14 protein-coding genes are annotated in these 16,374 nt (G+C 64.1%); 6 read left to right on the forward strand and 8 right to left on the reverse strand.

Annotated elements, in window-relative coordinates:
* Positions 1-7 precede the first annotated feature (7 nt).
* Genes lpxA through lpxB form a run of 3 tightly spaced genes read left to right on the forward strand, consistent with a single transcriptional unit; the run spans position 8 to position 2,907 of the window.
* Positions 8-841, forward strand: a complete 834-nt coding sequence (gene lpxA / locus IQ26_RS02550) for an acyl-ACP--UDP-N-acetylglucosamine O-acyltransferase (protein ID WP_145712811.1) — start codon at positions 8-10, stop codon at positions 839-841.
* Positions 828-1,730 carry an LpxI family protein gene (locus IQ26_RS02555; RefSeq protein ID WP_145712814.1) on the forward strand — a complete coding sequence of 301 codons (903 nt, stop codon included), beginning with the start codon at positions 828-830 and terminating at the stop codon, positions 1,728-1,730. The genes lpxA and IQ26_RS02555 overlap by 14 nt, the downstream gene beginning before the upstream one ends.
* Entirely contained in the window at positions 1,720-2,907 is a 1,188-nt protein-coding gene (gene lpxB / locus IQ26_RS02560; protein ID WP_145712817.1) for a lipid-A-disaccharide synthase, read from the forward strand. The genes IQ26_RS02555 and lpxB overlap by 11 nt, the downstream gene beginning before the upstream one ends.
* 70 nt (positions 2,908-2,977) lie before the next feature.
* Here lpxB and gltA read toward each other — a convergent pair whose 3' ends face one another.
* Positions 2,978-4,306, reverse strand: coding sequence for a citrate synthase (gltA, locus tag IQ26_RS02565; RefSeq protein ID WP_145712820.1), 1,329 nt, complete (start codon positions 4,304-4,306; stop codon positions 2,978-2,980).
* Between the two features lie 181 nt (positions 4,307-4,487).
* Complete coding sequence (gene gltX, locus IQ26_RS02570) at positions 4,488-5,912, reverse strand: glutamate--tRNA ligase (RefSeq protein WP_145712823.1); 1,425 nt, start codon at positions 5,910-5,912, stop codon at positions 4,488-4,490.
* Between the two features lie 103 nt (positions 5,913-6,015).
* On the opposite strand from gltX, the gene IQ26_RS02575 reads away from it, so the two are divergent.
* A complete protein-coding gene (locus IQ26_RS02575; protein ID WP_145712827.1) occupies positions 6,016-8,484 on the forward strand; it encodes a ComEC/Rec2 family competence protein in 2,469 nt (822 codons plus the stop codon).
* Here the strand turns inward: IQ26_RS02575 and lexA are convergent.
* The 6 genes from lexA to IQ26_RS02605 all read right to left on the reverse strand — a co-directional run bounded on the left by lexA (position 8,478) and on the right by IQ26_RS02605 (position 14,742).
* Complete coding sequence (lexA, locus tag IQ26_RS02580; RefSeq protein ID WP_145712830.1) at positions 8,478-9,215, reverse strand: transcriptional repressor LexA; 738 nt, start codon at positions 9,213-9,215, stop codon at positions 8,478-8,480. The two genes, IQ26_RS02575 and lexA, sit on opposite strands and share 7 nt — an antisense overlap.
* Positions 9,216-9,320: 105 nt before the next feature.
* Positions 9,321-10,526, reverse strand: a complete 1,206-nt coding sequence (locus tag IQ26_RS02585; RefSeq protein WP_145712833.1) for a molybdopterin molybdotransferase MoeA — start codon at positions 10,524-10,526, stop codon at positions 9,321-9,323.
* Complete coding sequence (gene moaC / locus IQ26_RS02590) at positions 10,526-11,023, reverse strand: cyclic pyranopterin monophosphate synthase MoaC (RefSeq protein WP_145712836.1); 498 nt, start codon at positions 11,021-11,023, stop codon at positions 10,526-10,528. The genes IQ26_RS02585 and moaC overlap by 1 nt, the downstream gene beginning before the upstream one ends.
* 2 nt (positions 11,024-11,025) lie before the next feature.
* Complete coding sequence (gene trpC, locus IQ26_RS02595) at positions 11,026-11,838, reverse strand: indole-3-glycerol phosphate synthase TrpC (RefSeq protein ID WP_145712839.1); 813 nt, start codon at positions 11,836-11,838, stop codon at positions 11,026-11,028.
* A 4-nt stretch (positions 11,839-11,842) separates the two neighbouring features.
* Entirely contained in the window at positions 11,843-12,853 is a 1,011-nt protein-coding gene (trpD, locus tag IQ26_RS02600) for an anthranilate phosphoribosyltransferase (RefSeq protein ID WP_145712842.1), read from the reverse strand.
* Complete coding sequence (locus IQ26_RS02605; protein WP_145712845.1) at positions 12,850-14,742, reverse strand: SurA N-terminal domain-containing protein; 1,893 nt, start codon at positions 14,740-14,742, stop codon at positions 12,850-12,852. Before IQ26_RS02605 ends, trpD begins: the two co-directional genes overlap by 4 nt.
* Before the next feature lie 144 nt (positions 14,743-14,886).
* On the opposite strand from IQ26_RS02605, the gene tpiA reads away from it, so the two are divergent.
* Both tpiA and secG read left to right on the forward strand, forming a co-directional pair.
* On the forward strand, positions 14,887-15,654 hold the full coding sequence (tpiA, locus tag IQ26_RS02610) for a triose-phosphate isomerase (RefSeq protein ID WP_145712848.1): 768 nt from the start codon (positions 14,887-14,889) through the stop codon (positions 15,652-15,654).
* Positions 15,655-15,832: 178 nt separating this feature from the next.
* On the forward strand, positions 15,833-16,321 hold the full coding sequence (secG, locus tag IQ26_RS02615) for a preprotein translocase subunit SecG (protein WP_145712851.1): 489 nt from the start codon (positions 15,833-15,835) through the stop codon (positions 16,319-16,321).
* Positions 16,322-16,374: the final 53 nt, after the last annotated feature.

The following is a 16,374-nucleotide window of genomic DNA, read 5'->3' on the forward strand; positions in this document are numbered from 1 at the left end:
AATGCTCATGAAAATCCAGACAGTCATCCATCCATCGTCGGTCATCGAGGCAGGCGCCAAAATCGGCGCAGGCGTCCGCATCGGGCCGTTGTGCCACATCAGTGCCGACGCGGTGATCGGCGACCGCGTCGAAATGGTCAGCCATGTCTCGGTGCTGGGCGCGACCACCATCGGTGCGTCGACCAAGGTCTATCCGATGGCGACACTGGGCGGGCCGCCACAGAACACCAAGCACAAGGGCGGCCGCACCACACTGGTCATCGGCGAGAACTGCACGATCCGCGAAGGCGTGACCATGCATCTCGGCACAGATTCCAGCCGCGGCGAGACGACGATCGGCGATAACGGCAACTTCCTTGCCTACGCCCACATCGCCCATGACTGCGTCGTCGGCAAGAACGCCACCTTCGCCAATCAGGCGACGCTGGGCGGCCATTGCGAGATCGGCGACAACGTCTATATCGGAGGCCTCAGTGCTGTTCATCAATTTGTCCGCGTCGGCGACAACGCCTTTCTCGGTGGTTGCTCGGCAATCGTCGGCGATGTCATTCCCTACGCCATCGCGGTCGGCAATCGCGCCAGCCTTCGCGGCCTCAACATCATCGGCCTGAAGCGCGCGGGGCTGCCGCGCTCCGAGATCCATATGCTGCGCAAGGCCTACAGGACGATATTCGATCGCTCCCGAACCGTCGGCGAGAACATCGAGTTCGCCAAGGCGGAATTCGCCTCGTCGCCGACCGCCATGAAAATCATCGATTTCATCGCCAGTCGCGGCAAGCGGCACTACGCCGTCCCGTCGCTCAAGGCTGGCGACGGCGACGATGCAGATGACGAGGACTGAGGCCACCCGGACAGGCCTTGATCTCGCGCCAGACGCCAAGGTCGGCATTATTGCCGGCGGCGGCAGTCTGCCGGTCGAAATTGCCAGGGCGCTTGCTGGGCAAGGCAAGTCTCCCTTCGTCGTAATGGCGGCGGGCGAGGTCGACCGCATATCCGACTTTGACGACTATGAGCAGGTGACCTTGAGGCTGGAGGATGTCGGCTCACTGCTGCCGACGCTCAAAAATCACCATGTCACCCATCTGGTGACTGCGGGTCATATCACACGCCGCCCCAGGCTGAGCGCCATGCGCCTTAATCTCGGCCTGCTCGCCTGGGTGCCCAGCCTTCTTGTCGGTGCAACCCAAGGCGACGACACCGTGCTGAAACTGTTCGTGCGCAGGGTCGAGCGCAGCGGCATCAAGGTCGTCGGCGCCCATGAGATCGTGCCGGAACTGGTCGCCGCCGAAGGGGCGCTGACCAAGGCGGCGCCGCGAAAATCGGACTGGCGCGACATCGAAGCGGCGCATGCGGCGGCAAAGGCCATCGGCGCGCTGGATATCGGCCAGGCGGCTGTTGCGGTCGGTGGCCGCGCCATCGCTCTGGAAGGCGTCGAGGGGACCGACGGATTGCTTGAGCGAACAAGGCAATTGCGCGGTCATGGCAGGTTGGCGGGCAGAACGCGCGGCGTTCTGGTCAAATGCGCCAAGCCCGGCCAGGAGCTGCGCGCCGATCTGCCTTCCATCGGGCCGCAGACGGTAGAGGCGGCGCATGCCGCCGGACTTGCCGGCATTGCCGTCGAAGCCGGCCGCTCGCTAATTCTGGAAGGCCCCGCCGTTGTCGCCCGCGCAAATGCGCTCGGCCTGTTCGTATTCGGACTGCCTGCTGCGGAGCCCGCGCATGGCAAATGAGAAGCCGCTGAAGATCGCCATCGTCGCCGGCGAGGAGTCCGGCGACCTGCTTGGCGCCGACATCGTAGAGGCGCTCAAGCGCGCGACCGGACGCGAGATCCGGCTCGTCGGCATCGGCGGCCGCCATTTGCAGGCGCTCGGCCTCACTCCGCTCTTCGACGGCGGCGAGATCGCGCTGATGGGACTGAGCGCCATTCTGCGCGATCTGCCGCGCCTAATGCGGCGGATCAGCCAGACGGCCAGTGCGGTCGCCGGTGAAAGGCCCGACTGTCTCATCACCATCGACAGCCCGGATTTTTCGCTGCGCGTGGCGAAAAAGGTTCGCGCCGCCGATCCCGCAATCCCGATCGTTCACTATGTCTGCCCGAGCGTCTGGGCATGGCGGCCGGGCAGGGCGGTGGCGATGAAGCCATATGTCGACCATATCCTTTGCATCCTGCCTTTCGAGGTGAAGGAGCTCGCTCGCCTCGATGGTCCGCCCGGCACCTATGTCGGCCATCGCCTCACGCATGATCCGGGCGTGCTCGGCGCGGCCAAGGCGCAAAGCTCGCCGCGCGACCTGTCGGATGATCGCGTAAAGACACTGCTTGTGCTGCCCGGCTCCCGCCGCGGCGAGGTGCGACGGCTGGTCGGCCCGTTTGGCAAGACGATCTCGATCCTGCGCGCGCGGGGGCATCGCTTGCGCCTGCTGTTGCCGACGGTGCCGCATGTTGCCGACCTGGTCAGGGCTTCGGTGGCAAGCTGGGACGAGAAGCCAGAGATCATCCTTGATCCCGAACGCAAATGGCAGGCTTTCGGCAAGGCCGATGCAGCGCTGATCGCGTCGGGAACGGTGTCGCTGGAACTGGCGCTGTCGGGTGTGCCGATGGTCTCCTGCTACCGCTTCGATCCGGTCATGCGGATGGCTCAGAGCCTGATCACCGTATGGAGCGCCGCCTTGCCCAATCTTATCGCCGACCGCCCGGTCGTGCCGGAAAGCTACAACGAATATGTGCGGCCGCACTATCTGGCGCGGCAGTTGGAGGCGCTGTTTTCCGATACCCCCTATCGTGCATGGCAGAAGGACGGTTTTGCCGAGGTGGCCAGACGCATGGCCACCGACAAGCCGTCCGGCGACATCGCTGCAGGGGTTGTGATGGAGTGTATCAAGGGAAGTAAAGCGAATAGCCAGCGGTAATAGTAGACGCCGAACGGCGCTCTTCTATCTTTTACTCGCTACTCGCTACTCGCTACTCGCTACTCGCTACTCACCGCTTTGCAATCGGTACGTAGTCGCGTTCCGGCGCGCCTGTATAGAGCTGGCGCGGACGGCCGATCTTCTGGTGCGGATCCTCGATCATCTCTTTCCATTGCGCAATCCAGCCGACGGTGCGGGCGACCGCGAACAGCACGGTGAACATGGTGGTGGGGAAGCCCAGCGCCTTCAGCGTGATGCCGGAATAGAAATCGACATTCGGATAAAGCTTCTTCTCGATGAAGTAAGAGTCGGTCAGCGCGATCTTTTCCAGTTCCATGGCGATGTCGAGCAGCGGATCGTCCTTGATGCCGAGTTCGCCCAAAACCTCATGCGCGGTCTTCTGCATGATCTTGGCGCGCGGATCGTAATTCTTGTAGACGCGGTGGCCAAAGCCCATCAGCCGGAACGGATCGTTCTTGTCCTTGGCGCGGGCGATGAATTCCGGGATGTGGTCGACATGGCCGATCTCGCCCAGCATGTTCAAGGCCGCCTCGTTGGCGCCGCCATGGGCCGGCCCCCACAGGCAGGCGATGCCGGCCGCTATGCAGGCAAACGGGTTGGCGCCCGACGAGCCGGCGAGGCGGACGGTCGAGGTCGAGGCGTTCTGCTCGTGATCGGCGTGCAGGATGAAGATGCGCTCCATGGCGCGCGCCAGCACCGGGTTGATCTTGTATTCCTCGCACGGCACGGCAAAGCACATGTGCAGGAAGTTGGCCGCGAAATTCAGCTCGTTCTTCGGGTAAATGAAGGGCTGGCCGATATGGTATTTGTAGGCCATAGCCGCGATCGTCGGCATCTTGGCGATCAGCCGCATCGATGCAACCATGCGCTGGTAGGGGTCCGAGATGTCGGTGGAATCGTGATAGAATGCCGACAGCGCGCCGACCACGCCGCACATCACCGCCATCGGGTGCGCGTCGCGGCGAAAGCCGGTGAAGAAGCGCGACATCTGCTCATGCACCATGGTGTGGCGCGTCACCCGGTAGTCGAAATCGTCCTTTTGCGCCTTGGTCGGCAATTCGCCGTAGAGCAAGAGATAGCAGACTTCGAGGAAGTCGCCATGCTCGGCCAACTGGTCGATGGGATAGCCGCGATGCAAAAGGATGCCGGCATCGCCATCGATGAAGGTGATTTCCGATTCGCAGCTTGCCGTCGACGTGAAGCCGGGATCGTAGGTGAAGGCCCCGGTGGTGTTGTAAAGCGAACCGATGTCGATGACATCAGGTCCGACCGAGCCGCTTCGCACCTTCAACTCGTGAGTTTTACCACCGAGCTCCAGTTTTGCAGTCGACGTGTGGGTTTTGCCGCCAAATTCCAATCTTGTCGCAGCTTCGGACATTGCAAACTCCTTTTTGTTTCTTCATGCCGGCAAAGGCGAAATTTCCGCAACGCAACACGTCGAAAGCATCGGAGTGCTCGTGTTTGCGCCTGCCATTGGATCTGCGTGCCAAATTGGGCCAGGACCTAATGTTGCACTGCGAAAGCCGCCTTTCAATGCCAATCTTCTTGGGCCAGTTCTCCTAATCGATTTGATCGGCGATGCGCGCCAGGCTTTCCTCGCGGCCAAGTACGGCAAGCACATCGAACACGCCCGGCGAGGTGCTTTTGCCGGTGAGCGCGGCCCGCAAAGGTTGGGCCACGGCGCCGAGTTTCCGGTCGCCTGCCAGCGCATATTCGCGGATCGCAGCCTCCGCCGCAGCGGCCGTCCAGTCGCCTGAAACCGCCTTCAGCGCCGCGTGGGCGCCCCGCAGGATCTCACGCGCTTCACCACTGAGCAGCGCCGCCGCCTTCTCGTCGATCGGCAGCGGCCGCGCAGCGAACAGGAAGGCGGCACCGTCGGCCAGCTCGACCAGCGTCTTGGCGCGCTCCTTCAAGCCGGGCAGGGCGGCAAGCAACTGCGCCTTGCGCCTGTCGTCGAGCCGCGCGGCGATCGCCTGTCCGCCTTCGAGATAGGGCAAGGTGGCGATGAAGATATCGAGCAATTCGGCGTCGTTCATCCGGCGCATATGCACGCCGTTCAACGCCTCGAGCTTGGCGAAGTCGAACCGGGCGGCTCCCTTGTTGACGTCGCCGATATCGAACCACGCAATCATGTCGGCGATCGACATGATCTCGTCGTCGCCGTGGCTCCAGCCGAGCCGCGCCAGGTAGTTGAGTAGTGCCTCGGGCAGGTAGCCCATGGCGCGATAGGCTTCGACGCCAAGGGCGCCATGCCGCTTCGAGAGCTTGGCGCCGTCGGCACCATGGATCAGCGGGATATGCGACATCGACGGCACCTCCCAGCCCATGGCTCGATAGATCACTGTCTGGCGGGCGGCGTTGGTCAGATGGTCGTCGCCGCGGATGATGTGGGTGATGCCCATGTCATGGTCGTCGACGACGACGGCATGCATATAGGTCGGATTGCCGTCCGAGCGCAGGATGATGAAATCATCGAGATCCTTGTTGGGAAAGCGCACCTCGCCCTGCACGCGATCATGCACCACCGTCTCGCCCTCGGTCGGCGCCTTGATGCGGATGGCGCCCTTGGCGCCGGCCGGCGCCTCCGAGGGGTCGCGGTCGCGCCAGCGTCCGTCATAGCGAGGCGGCAGCCCCTTGGCCCGCGCGCTCTCGCGCATCGCCTCCAGCTCGGCTGGCGTCGCATAGCAGTAATAGGCCTTGCCGAGGCGCACCAGCTCCTCGGCGACTGCGCGGTGGCGCGGCGCGCGCTCGAACTGCGATACCGGCTCGCCATCCCAGGTGAGGCCGAGCCAGACGAGCCCATCGAGAATGGCGGCGGTTGCCGCATCCGTCGAACGCTCGCGATCGGTGTCCTCGATGCGCAGCAGCATGGTGCCGCCGGTGTGTTTCGCATACAGCCAGTTGAACAGCGCCGTGCGCGCCCCGCCAATATGCAGGAAGCCGGTTGGCGAGGGGGCAAAACGGGTAACGACCTTGTCGGACATGGAACTCTCGGGGCAAGCGCAGGAAACGGATGTGGTCGCGCGGACTTTCGCGCGCCGCGCGTTCATGTAGCATAGGAGGTCAAGGGCGCAAGGGGCAGACCCGATGGCTGGATCAGGCCGCGGTGCGGACGAGAGCGACGGCGCGGTCTGCAGCGTCAGCGAACGGTCGCTGTTTGCCGCATCCGTGCCTGTCATACCGGCGCCGGATTCGCTGCCACGCCTTGATGTCAGGCCGCTGCCACCGGAGGGGCCCGCAAGGGTCCCGAGCCAGAAGATCGGACCTGCCGTTCGCCTGCGAGGACACCTTCGCCAACTTTCGCCGTCCGGTATCCGTAACAGCATGGCCTCGGCAGCCGGCATGGAGATCGACCGTGGCGTCGCCTTCCTGCTGGTGCCGGTTTTCCTGGCATGCGGGGTGATCTTCTATTTTTCGTTGGCGAGTGAACCGGACTTCTCGCAAACCATAGCCGTCGTGGTCCTCACGGCATTGTGTGCGGCCGTCTCGCGCTCATGGCGCAAAACGCATCTGTGCTTCGTGGTGGCGCTGCTGTGCGCGCTCGGCGTGCTCGCCGCCAAGGTCGAGACCTGGCGCGCGGGAACGCAGATGCTCGGCTCGGAAATCCCGACGCGGCTGACCGGCCGTATCGTCAGCCTCGACCGGATGGCGAACGGTCGCATCCGGCTGACCATCGATGTGATCTCGACCGCCCGGCCAACGCTGCGCTATATGCCCAAGCGGGTTCGCGCTTCGGCCATGAAAATACCGCCGGGCACGACCGCCGGATCGAAAGTGACCGGCTATGTCAGGCTGCTGCCACCAACCGGTCCGGTGCGGCCGGACGGCTATGATTACTCCTTCGACAGCTATTTCGCCGGCATCGGCGCCAGTGGCTTTTTCCTTGGCACTCCAAAAATTGTTCCCCCGGATGGCGCGTCGCCAGATGGTGCACCGCTTGCCACGCGTCTTTCCTCAGCGGTCGAGAACGCGCGCGAGAGCATCGCCGACCATGTTCGCGGCAGCATCGGCGGCGCCGAGGGCGAGATTGCCGCCGCGCTGATCGTCGGCGTGCGCGCCGGCATTCCCGAAGAGATCAACGAGGCGATGCGGCGCAGCGGCATCTATCACATCATCTCCATCTCCGGCCTGCACATGGCGCTGGTTGCCGGCACGGTCATGGCGCTGCTGCGCGGCGCCTTCGCGCTGTTTCCCGATTTCTCCTCGCGACGGCCGGTCAAAAAATACGCGGCTGCGGCCGCGCTTTTTTCGATTGCGGCCTATCTCATCATTTCGGGTGTCGTGGTTGCGGCCGAGCGCAGTTTCATCATGCTGGCGGTGATGCTGATCGCCGTGCTGTTCGACCGGGCGGCGCTCACCATGCGCAACCTGGCGATCTCGGCGATTGCCGTCATCGTCGTGTCGCCGCATGAGGTTGTCGGGCCGAGTTTTCAGATGTCCTTCGCCGCGACCGCGGCCCTCGTCGGCGCCTATGCCGGCTGGTCCGACTACCGCGCAGGCAGGGCCGCCGCACCACCGCCGCGACGAACGTCGCTCGGCTTCGTCACGCGAAAATTCCTGGTGGCGATGAGTGGCCTGGCCATGACCTCCATCATCGCGGGAAGCGCTACGGGGCTTTTTGCCATATGGCATTTCCAGCGGGTCTCGCCACTCAGCCTGTTCGCCAATCTGGCGATCATGCCGATCGTCTCGCTGGTGGTCATGCCTTTCGCCGTGCTCAGCGCTCTGGCGATGCCGTTCGGTGCCGACGGGCCTTTGCTCTATGTGATGGGCAAGGGGCTAACAGCGATGATCGTCGTGTCCGGATGGATCTCGGAGCGCTCGCCCATCGACGCTGTCGGGCTGATTTCGATGCAATCTGTCCTGCTGGCGACGATCGCTCTTGTCATCGCGACCATGGCGACGACCTGGCTGCGGCTCGCGGCGCTTCCTTTCGCGCTTGCCGGCCTGCTGACGATTTCCGACACACCCACGCCCGACGTGCTGATCTCGGAGAATGCGCGGCTGGTCGCTCTGCCGATCGGCGGCGGTGAGCTTGCCGTCAACCGGGCGCGTCCGAACGAATTTACCATCGACAACTGGAAACACGCCCTGAAGGTCGAGACGATCATCATGCCGGAGACATTCGCCAAGACGGATATGCAATTCGACATCACCGATTCGGCAGACCTGCCGCCGGGCGCGCCTTTCTACTGCACTGCCGGTCTGTGCCTTGCCCGGCATCCGTCCGGCGCGATCGTCGCGCTCGCCGACGACCGCAAAACCGCGCGGCCAGCCTGTGCCTTTGCGGACTTGATCGTCATCGACGATGCGACAGCCTATTATAATCCCTGCCGCAATCCGCTGGTCCTCGTCGTGACCAAACGGCAACTCGCTCGCATGGGCAGTGCCGCCGTCTTCTTCGATCCGCAATCGGCGACGACGCGCGCAAAAATTCGTTTCGCCGTCGAGGAACCGTACCGGCCCTGGCACGTGCAGCGAAAGTTTTCTCGAGAGGCGAGAGGCCTGCCGCCATACCGCAAGGCCGAGAAACCCAAAAAAGCCGCCGCTCAGTAACGCCGGATCAATCCGACAAGCTTGCCTTGCACCTTGACCCGGTCCGGCCCGAAGATGCGCGTCTCATAGGCCGGATTGGCGGCCTCCAGGGCGATCGAGGCGCCTTTGCGGCGGAACCGTTTCAGCGTCGCTTCCTCCTCGTCGACCAGGGCCACAATGATCTCGCCAGGCTGGGCGGTGTCGGCGTTGCGGATGATGACCGTATCGCCGTCGAAAATGCCGGCCTCGATCATCGAATCGCCCTTGACCTCCAGCGCGTAGTGCGCGCCGCCGGTGATCATATCCGGCGGCACCGAGATCGAATGAGTCTGGTGCTGAATGGCGTCGATCGGCACGCCGGCAGCGATGCGGCCCATCACTGGGATGGAGACGGTGGCAACGACGTCGTCGTCATTTCCGGCCGCAGGCATGCGTGAAGGCGCCGGCTTGATCTGTCGTCCGAGATTGCCCTGTCCAAGGCTGCCTTGAATGACGCTTGGCGAGAATTTGCGCGCCGCATTGAGGCCGGGCGCGATCGAATCGGGCAGGCGCAGCACCTCCAGCGCGCGGGCGCGGTTGGGCAGGCGGCGAATGAAGCCGCGCTCCTCCAGCGCCGTGATCAGCCGATGGATACCCGACTTGGAGGCGAGGTCGAGCGCTTCCTTCATCTCGTCGAACGAGGGCGGAATGCCGCTTTCCTTCAGCCGTTCGTGGATAAACATAAGCAGCTCATGTTGTTTGCGTGTCAGCATCGCGAACCCCCGACAGAATCAGAAAAACAAACCCAGAACAAACACTATCTGTTCCAGTTGTGTTCTGCAACCGTTTAAAGTTTAATGAATGTGTTGACGTTTTGTTCAGCGTAGCATCAGCACGCTGCAGGCTGCGCCCGTCGCGGCTGGGGGAGCGAATGGCTCGCGCACGATCAGCCCGTTGGCGTCGGCCAGCATTCTGAGCATCGAGGAATCCTGAATGCCGAACGGCGTCGCCTCAAGCACGCCGGCTTCTTCCTTCACCACGGCGCGGACATAGTCCTGCCTGAGATCGTTGGCCGGCATCGCAGCCCCCAGCCGCGCCTCACGCATGTCCTGCCGGTAGGCGCGGCCACCGAGCCGCGCAAGCAGCGGCTTCAGGAAGAGCTGCGTGCAGACTAGGCTCGCCACCGGATTGCCGGGCAGGCCGACGCAGCGGATGTCGCCCAGCCGCCCGAACATCAGCGGCTTGCCGGGCCGCATGGCGATCTTCCAGAAATCGAGCGTCATCCCTTCGCCGGTCAGCACGTCATGGACGAGGTCGTGGTCGCCGACCGAGGCGCCGCCCAGCGTGACGATGACGTCGGCTCCTGCGCCGACCGCTTTTTTCACCAGCGCGGCGATCGCCTCCTTGCGGTCGGGGGCGATGCCGAGATCGAGCGCACGCGCGCCGACCGAGCGGGCCGCGGCGGCGACGCCATAGGCATTGGACGAGATGATCTGGTCGGGGCCAAGGTCGCTGCCCGGCGGCAGCAGTTCGTCGCCGGTGGCGATTATGGCGACCAGCGGCCGTTTGACCACGCTGACTCGCGGATGGTTGGCCGACGCCGCCAGTGACAAGGCCGCCGGATCGAGCAGGCGGCCTTTCTCCAGCAGAACTTCGCCGTTCGAGAAATCGAGCCCGAGGCGGCGGATGTTGCGGCCTTCAACCGTCGACGCGGTCACTTCGATGCTGCTGCCGCCGAGGTCGCGGACATTCTCCTGGATGACGATGGTGTCAGCGCCCGCGGGAAGCGGCGCGCCGGTGAAGATGCGCACGGCCTGCGCCGGGCCGACTGTTCCGGCGAAGCCGCGACCGGCCGGCGCCATGCCGATCACCGAAAGTCTTGCGGGAACGGACGCGACATCCACGGCTCGCGCGGCATAGCCGTCCATGGCGGACGCGTTGAAGGGCGGCTGGGTGCGGAGCGCCATGAGCGGCTCCGCCAGCACACGGTCGGCGGCGTCCATCAGGGTGATGCTTTCGGCTTGCGAGGGCGCAGCATCTTCAAGCAGGCGCTCGAGCGCTTCGGTGACCGGAAGCAGCGCCATTATCGGCCTGCCCTTTGGGCGCTCACCTTGTAGTCGCCGGATTTGCCGCCGGTCTTTTCCACCAGCCTGATGCCGGAGATCACCATGGCCCGGTCGACCGCCTTGGCCATGTCGTAGATGGTCAGGCAAGCGACCGAGGCGGCGGTCAGCGCCTCCATCTCGACGCCGGTCTTGCCGGTGACGCGGGCCAGCGCTGTGACCTTCAGGCCAGGTAGCGTCGCGTCCGGTTCGATGTCGACCGATAGTTTGGTCAACAGAAGCGGATGGCAGAGCGGGATCAGCTCATGCGTCCTCTTGGCCGCCATGATGCCGGCGATGCGCGCCGTGCCCAGCACGTCGCCCTTCTTGGCATCGCCGTCGAGGATCATTTTGAGCGTCTCTGGCAGCATCGAGACAAAGCCCTCGGCGACCGCCGTGCGCGTCGTCTCCGCCTTGTCGCCGACATCGACCATGTTGGCTTCGCCCTGTGCGCCAAGATGGGTGAGGGAGGCCGTCATCGTCAGAGAGCCTCGGCCGGCGCCTTGCCCGTCAAAAGCAGGTGCGTTGCGGCGGCCACGTCCTGTTGCCGCATCAGGCTCTCGCCGACGAGGAAGGTGCCAATGCCGCTCCGTTCCAGCCTGCGGCAGTCTTCGTGTGAGAAAATACCGCTCTCGCTGACCAGCAGGCGGCCGGCCGGCACCATCGCAGCCAGCCGCTCCGAAGTATCGAGACTGGTTTCGAACGTCCGGAGGTTGCGGTTGTTGATGCCGATCAGCCGCGACGACAGTTTCAGCGCGCGTTCCGTCTCGGCCTCGTCATGCACCTCGACCAGGGCGTCCATTCCGAGATCGAAAGCCGTCGATTCGAGTTCCCTGGCCACGGCGTCATCGACGCTCGCCATGATGATCAGGATGGCGTCCGCGCCCCACGCACGGGCTTCGAACACCTGATAAGGTTCGAACAGAAAATCCTTGCGCAAAGCCGGCAATGTCACGGCGCTGCGCGCATCGGTGAGGAATTCAGGCGCACCCTGGAAGGAGGGCGCATCTGTCAGCACCGAAAGGCAGGCGGCACCACCCTCCACATAGGCCTTGGCCAGTGCCGGCGGATCGAAATCGGCGCGGATCAGGCCCTTGGACGGGCTCGCCTTCTTGATCTCGGCGATCAGCGCGAAACTACCGGATTTGCGCTTGGCTTCAAGCGCCGAGAGAAAGCCGCGCGGCGCATCGGCGTCTTTCGCCCGCGCCTTGATCTCGGCAAGCGGCACGCGCGCCTTCGCTGCCGCGATCTCGTCGCGCTTGTAGGCTTCGATCTTGCGAAGGATATCAGACACGGCTCTATCCGTTCGAAATCTCGACCAGCCGGTCGAGCATCTTCAGCGCGCGGCCGCTGTCGATGGCTTGCGCTGCAGTCGCCACGCCGTCGGCAAGCGTCGTCGCCCTGCCCGCCACCACCAGACCGGCGCCGGCGTTCATCAGCACCGTATCGCGATAGGCGCCGGCGGCGCCGCCCAGCATGTCGCGCAGCGCCTGGGCGTTGTAGGCAGCGTCGCCGCCGCGCAACTCCTCCTTGGTATGACGCTTCAGCCCGACCGCTTCCGGGGTCAGTGTAAAGCTGCGGATCTCGCCGCAGACCAGCTCGGCCACCTCAGTCTCGCCGGTGGTGGTGATTTCGTCATAGCCGTCGCCATGGACGACCCAGGCATGGTCGGCACCCAGTGCCTTCAGCGTCTCGGCCACCGGAATGATCCATTCCGGCAAGAACACGCCGACCATCTGCCTGACGACACCAGCCGGATTGGAGAGCGGGCCGAGCAGGTTGAAGATGGTGCGGGTGCCGAGTTCGACGCGGGTCGGGCCGACATGCTTCATCGCCGGATGATGCGCTGGTGCGAACATGAAGCCGACGCCTGTGTCGCGGATGCAGCGCGCGATCGTCTCCGGCGGGATGTCGATCTTGACTCCGAGCGCGGTCAGCACGTCGGCGGCGCCGGTCTGCGAGGACAGTCCGCGATTGCCGTGCTTGGCCACCGGCACGCCGCAGGCGGCGATGACGAAGGCGGATGCGGTCGAGATGTTGACGCTGTGCGAATTGTCGCCGCCAGTGCCGACGATGTCTATGGCGCCAGCGGGCGCGTCGACACGCAGCATCTTGGCGCGCATGGTGGCGACGGCGCCGGAAATCTCGCTCACCGTCTCGCCGCGCACGCGCAGCGCCATCAGGAAGCCGCCGATCTGGCCGGGTGTCGCATCGCCCGACATGATGATGTCGAAGGCTTCGCGCGCCTCCTCGAAGGAAAGGGCGGTGCCGGCGGCGACCTTGGCGATATGGGGCTTGAGCGCGCTCATCTGGTCAGGGCTTGGGCAATGGCGGTCTGGTCAATGCGAACGTCGTATTGCGTCTGCAGCTGCGCCACCAGCTGGTCGAGCAGGTCGTCGGATATGCCGGCGGTAAAGGATTTCTGCGCGTCGTCCGGCACCGAGCTGGCGTCGGCTCCGGCAGGCTCGAAGACTTCGGCGATCTTGAACAGAATCTGTCCGTCGCCGGTGGGCGAGGGGATCAGCCCTGTCCCGCCTTCGCCTTCGCCGAACATCGCCGCGGCTCCTTCCTTGCCGAAATCGACGTCGTCCGCCTCGCGCTTGACGCCGCGCTTTGTCTGTTTCTCGAGCTTGAGTTCGCCCGCGATCACGTCGAGCGTGGCGCCGGTCTCGAGACGTTTTTCGAGTTCGTCCGCTTTTGCGGTGAGCCGCTTGGTCGTTTCCGCCGCCGTCCAGTCGGCCACCACCTTCTGGCGGACTTCATCCAGCGTGCGGTCGCGGGCCGGCGTGATCGAATCCACCTCGTAGAACACGAAGCCGTTGTCGGCGGTGGTGAGGTCGGGATTCTCGGTGCCGGGTTCGGCCTCGAACACCGCCTTGATGAGCTCCGGCGATTCCGGCAGGTCCTTGACGATGGTGCCGTCCGGCCTCTGGCCGGTGCGATCGATCGCGTCGATGGTGACGACCTTCAGCTTCAGTTTTTCGGCGGCTTGCGTGAGCGTGCTGCCCGAAGCGCGGATATCTTCGTAGTTGTCATGCGCGTCCAGCAGAATGCGGCTCGCCTCGCCCAGCGCCAGATCCTTGCGGATTTCGGTAGACACTTCGGCCAGTGGCTTCACCACTTCGGGCTTGATGTCGGTGACGCGCAGCAGCACCGAACCGAAGGCGCCCTGCACGACCGGGCTGACTTCGTTGACGTTGAGCGCAAACGCCGCATCCGCCACCGCCTTGTCGGCAATCTTGTCCTTGGCCAGCGTGCCGAGCAGCGTGTCGGCTTGCGTCTTGCCCTCGGCGGCCACGATCTTGTCGAAGGTCGCGCCGGTCTTGAGTGAATCGAGCGCGGCCTTCGCGGCATCAGGCGACTTGAACACGAGCTGTTCGATGGTCCGCATTTCCGGCGTGGTGTAGCGCCCCTTGTTCTTGTTGTAGTCGTCGCTGACCTGTTGGTCGGTCACGCCGCTCAGATCCATGATGTCTTCCGGCTCGAGCTTGACGTAGGAGAATTTCCGGTATTCGGGCGCCGCATAGGTCTTCTTATTTTCCTCGAAATAGGCCGAAAGCGCACTGTCGGATGGCGCTTCGATAGGCTCAACCAGCGATTTCGGCAGGATCAGATAGTCGATGGTGCGGTCTTCGCCACGATAGAGCGCGACCGCCTTGAAGAAGGTGTCCGGAGTCTTGAGGCCATCCGAAACCGCCTCGACGATCTGCTGGCGCACCGCCACCTGGGCGCGATTCCTGAGATAGTCTTCCGGCCGCATGCCGACCTGTTGCAGTATGTATTCGAAAGTCCTCCTGTCGAAGGTGCCGCCGGGGCCCTTGAAGGCCGGGTCTTCATGGGTGAGTTGGGCCAGCCGGTCCTTGGACAGACCAAGCCCGAGCTTGCGGGCCTGCTCATCGAGGACTGCACCCGACACGAGTTGCGCCAGCACCTGGTTGTCCAGGCCGAGCGCCGTCGCCTGTTCGCGGCTGATACGCTGGCCGAATTGCTGCGACATTACGCTGATCTGGCGATCATAGGCGAGGCGGTACTCGTTGATCGACACTTTGGTGCCTCCGGCCGTGATAACGGCGTCGTGGCCCGCGAAACCACCCGCCAGCTGACCGGAAATGCCCCAGACGGCGAAGCTCAACACCAACAATATCAGCAGCGCCTTCGCGACCCAGGTCCCCGCCGCGTTTCTCAAGATACCAAGCATGCCCACTTCCGATTTTTGCGCATTTTCGCATGCGCCGAGTTTGAAACAAGCGCAATAGCGTCCTTCCGGGCCACTGTCGATTGCTTTGTGGGCTGAGTTTGGTAGTGAGGACGCAGCCGAATATTGCCCGGAGAAGCAAATCCCATGACACCAGGAATCCGCCCGCTGGTCGCAGGCAACTGGAAAATGAACGGTACCAGCGCCTCGCTCAACGAACTCAGGATGATCGGCAACGGCTTCATGAGCGGGCTCGATGCGGAGACCGAAGCGCTGGTCTGCGTTCCGGCGACGCTGCTTGCGCATGCCGCGGAGATCTTATCGCGCACGCCGGTCCGGGCAGGGGGCGAGGACTGCCACGCCAAGGAGAACGGCGCCCATACCGGCTGTATTTCGGCCGAGATGCTGAAAGATGCAGGTGCCAGTCACGTCATCGTCGGTCATTCCGAACGCCGCGCCGACCACCACGAGGACGACGCCATTGTGCAGGCCAAGGCATCCGCCGCATGGCGTGCCGGACTGGTGGCCATCATCTGCATCGGTGAGACGAGAGCCGAACGCGAGGCGGGCGCTACGCTCGACGTGCTGTCGCGCCAGGTCGCCGGCTCGGTGCCGCCCAATGCCACGGCGTCGAACACCGTCATAGCGTACGAACCGGTGTGGGCGATCGGCACGGGACTGACGCCGACTGCCGCCGACGTGGCCGAAGCGCATGCGCATATTCGCGAAAAACTGTCGGAGAAGCTTGGCAGCGCGGCGGCGAAGATACGCATCCTCTATGGCGGCTCGGTCAAACCGTCGAACGCGGTCGAACTGCTCGGCGTGAAAAATGTCGACGGCGCGCTGGTCGGCGGTGCCAGCCTGAAGGCGGCGGACTTTCTCGGTATTGCCGAAGCCTATCGAAATATCTCGTAGAATCCGAAGCCTGTCAGCGGCTTCGGAAGAGTTGTGCCGAGGCGGAAATCGTTGCAAAGGGCGCATCGCTTCCCATATTCCGGCCACGGGCTTGGAAATGCCGTCAAAGCATTGTATTGAGCCGCCTCCAAATCACCGGCCGTATCTGCGGCCGTGCAGGGCTTTGCCAGGATAAATTATGGAAACCATACTGATCGTCGTCCACCTCATGGTCGTGCTCGCTCTTGTCGGCGTGGTGCTGCTGCAGCGCTCCGAAGGCGGCGGCCTTGGCATCGGCGGCGGATCGGGCTTCATGACCGCGCGCGGCGCTGCCAACGCGCTGACGCGTGCGACGGCAATCCTGGCCGCGGCGTTCTTCGCTACCTCGCTGACATTGTCGATCGTCGCCCGTTACAGCGAGAAGCCGATCGACATTCTTGATCGTGTGCCCGCGGCGAACGGCGCGAGCGGCGGCGTGCTCGACCAGTTGCCTGGCACCACGACGCCGACGCCACCTTCTGGCAACACCGCGCCGACGCCACCTTCCGGCAATACGGCGCCAACGCCGCCTTCCGGCGATGATGCCGCGGCCCCGGCTCCCGCTACGCCACCAGCGGCGGGCTCGACCACGCCGCCGGCCACAAATGGCGTCACCTTGCCGGTAACGCCGCAAGTTCCAAACCAGTAATCGGCAGCGTTCGGCGCCGCGATCTGTTGTTGTTTGAACACAGTCGCGGCAAA

Source organism: Mesorhizobium tianshanense (assembly GCF_007830515.1).
GTDB classification, from domain to species: domain Bacteria; phylum Pseudomonadota; class Alphaproteobacteria; order Rhizobiales; family Rhizobiaceae; genus Mesorhizobium; species Mesorhizobium tianshanense.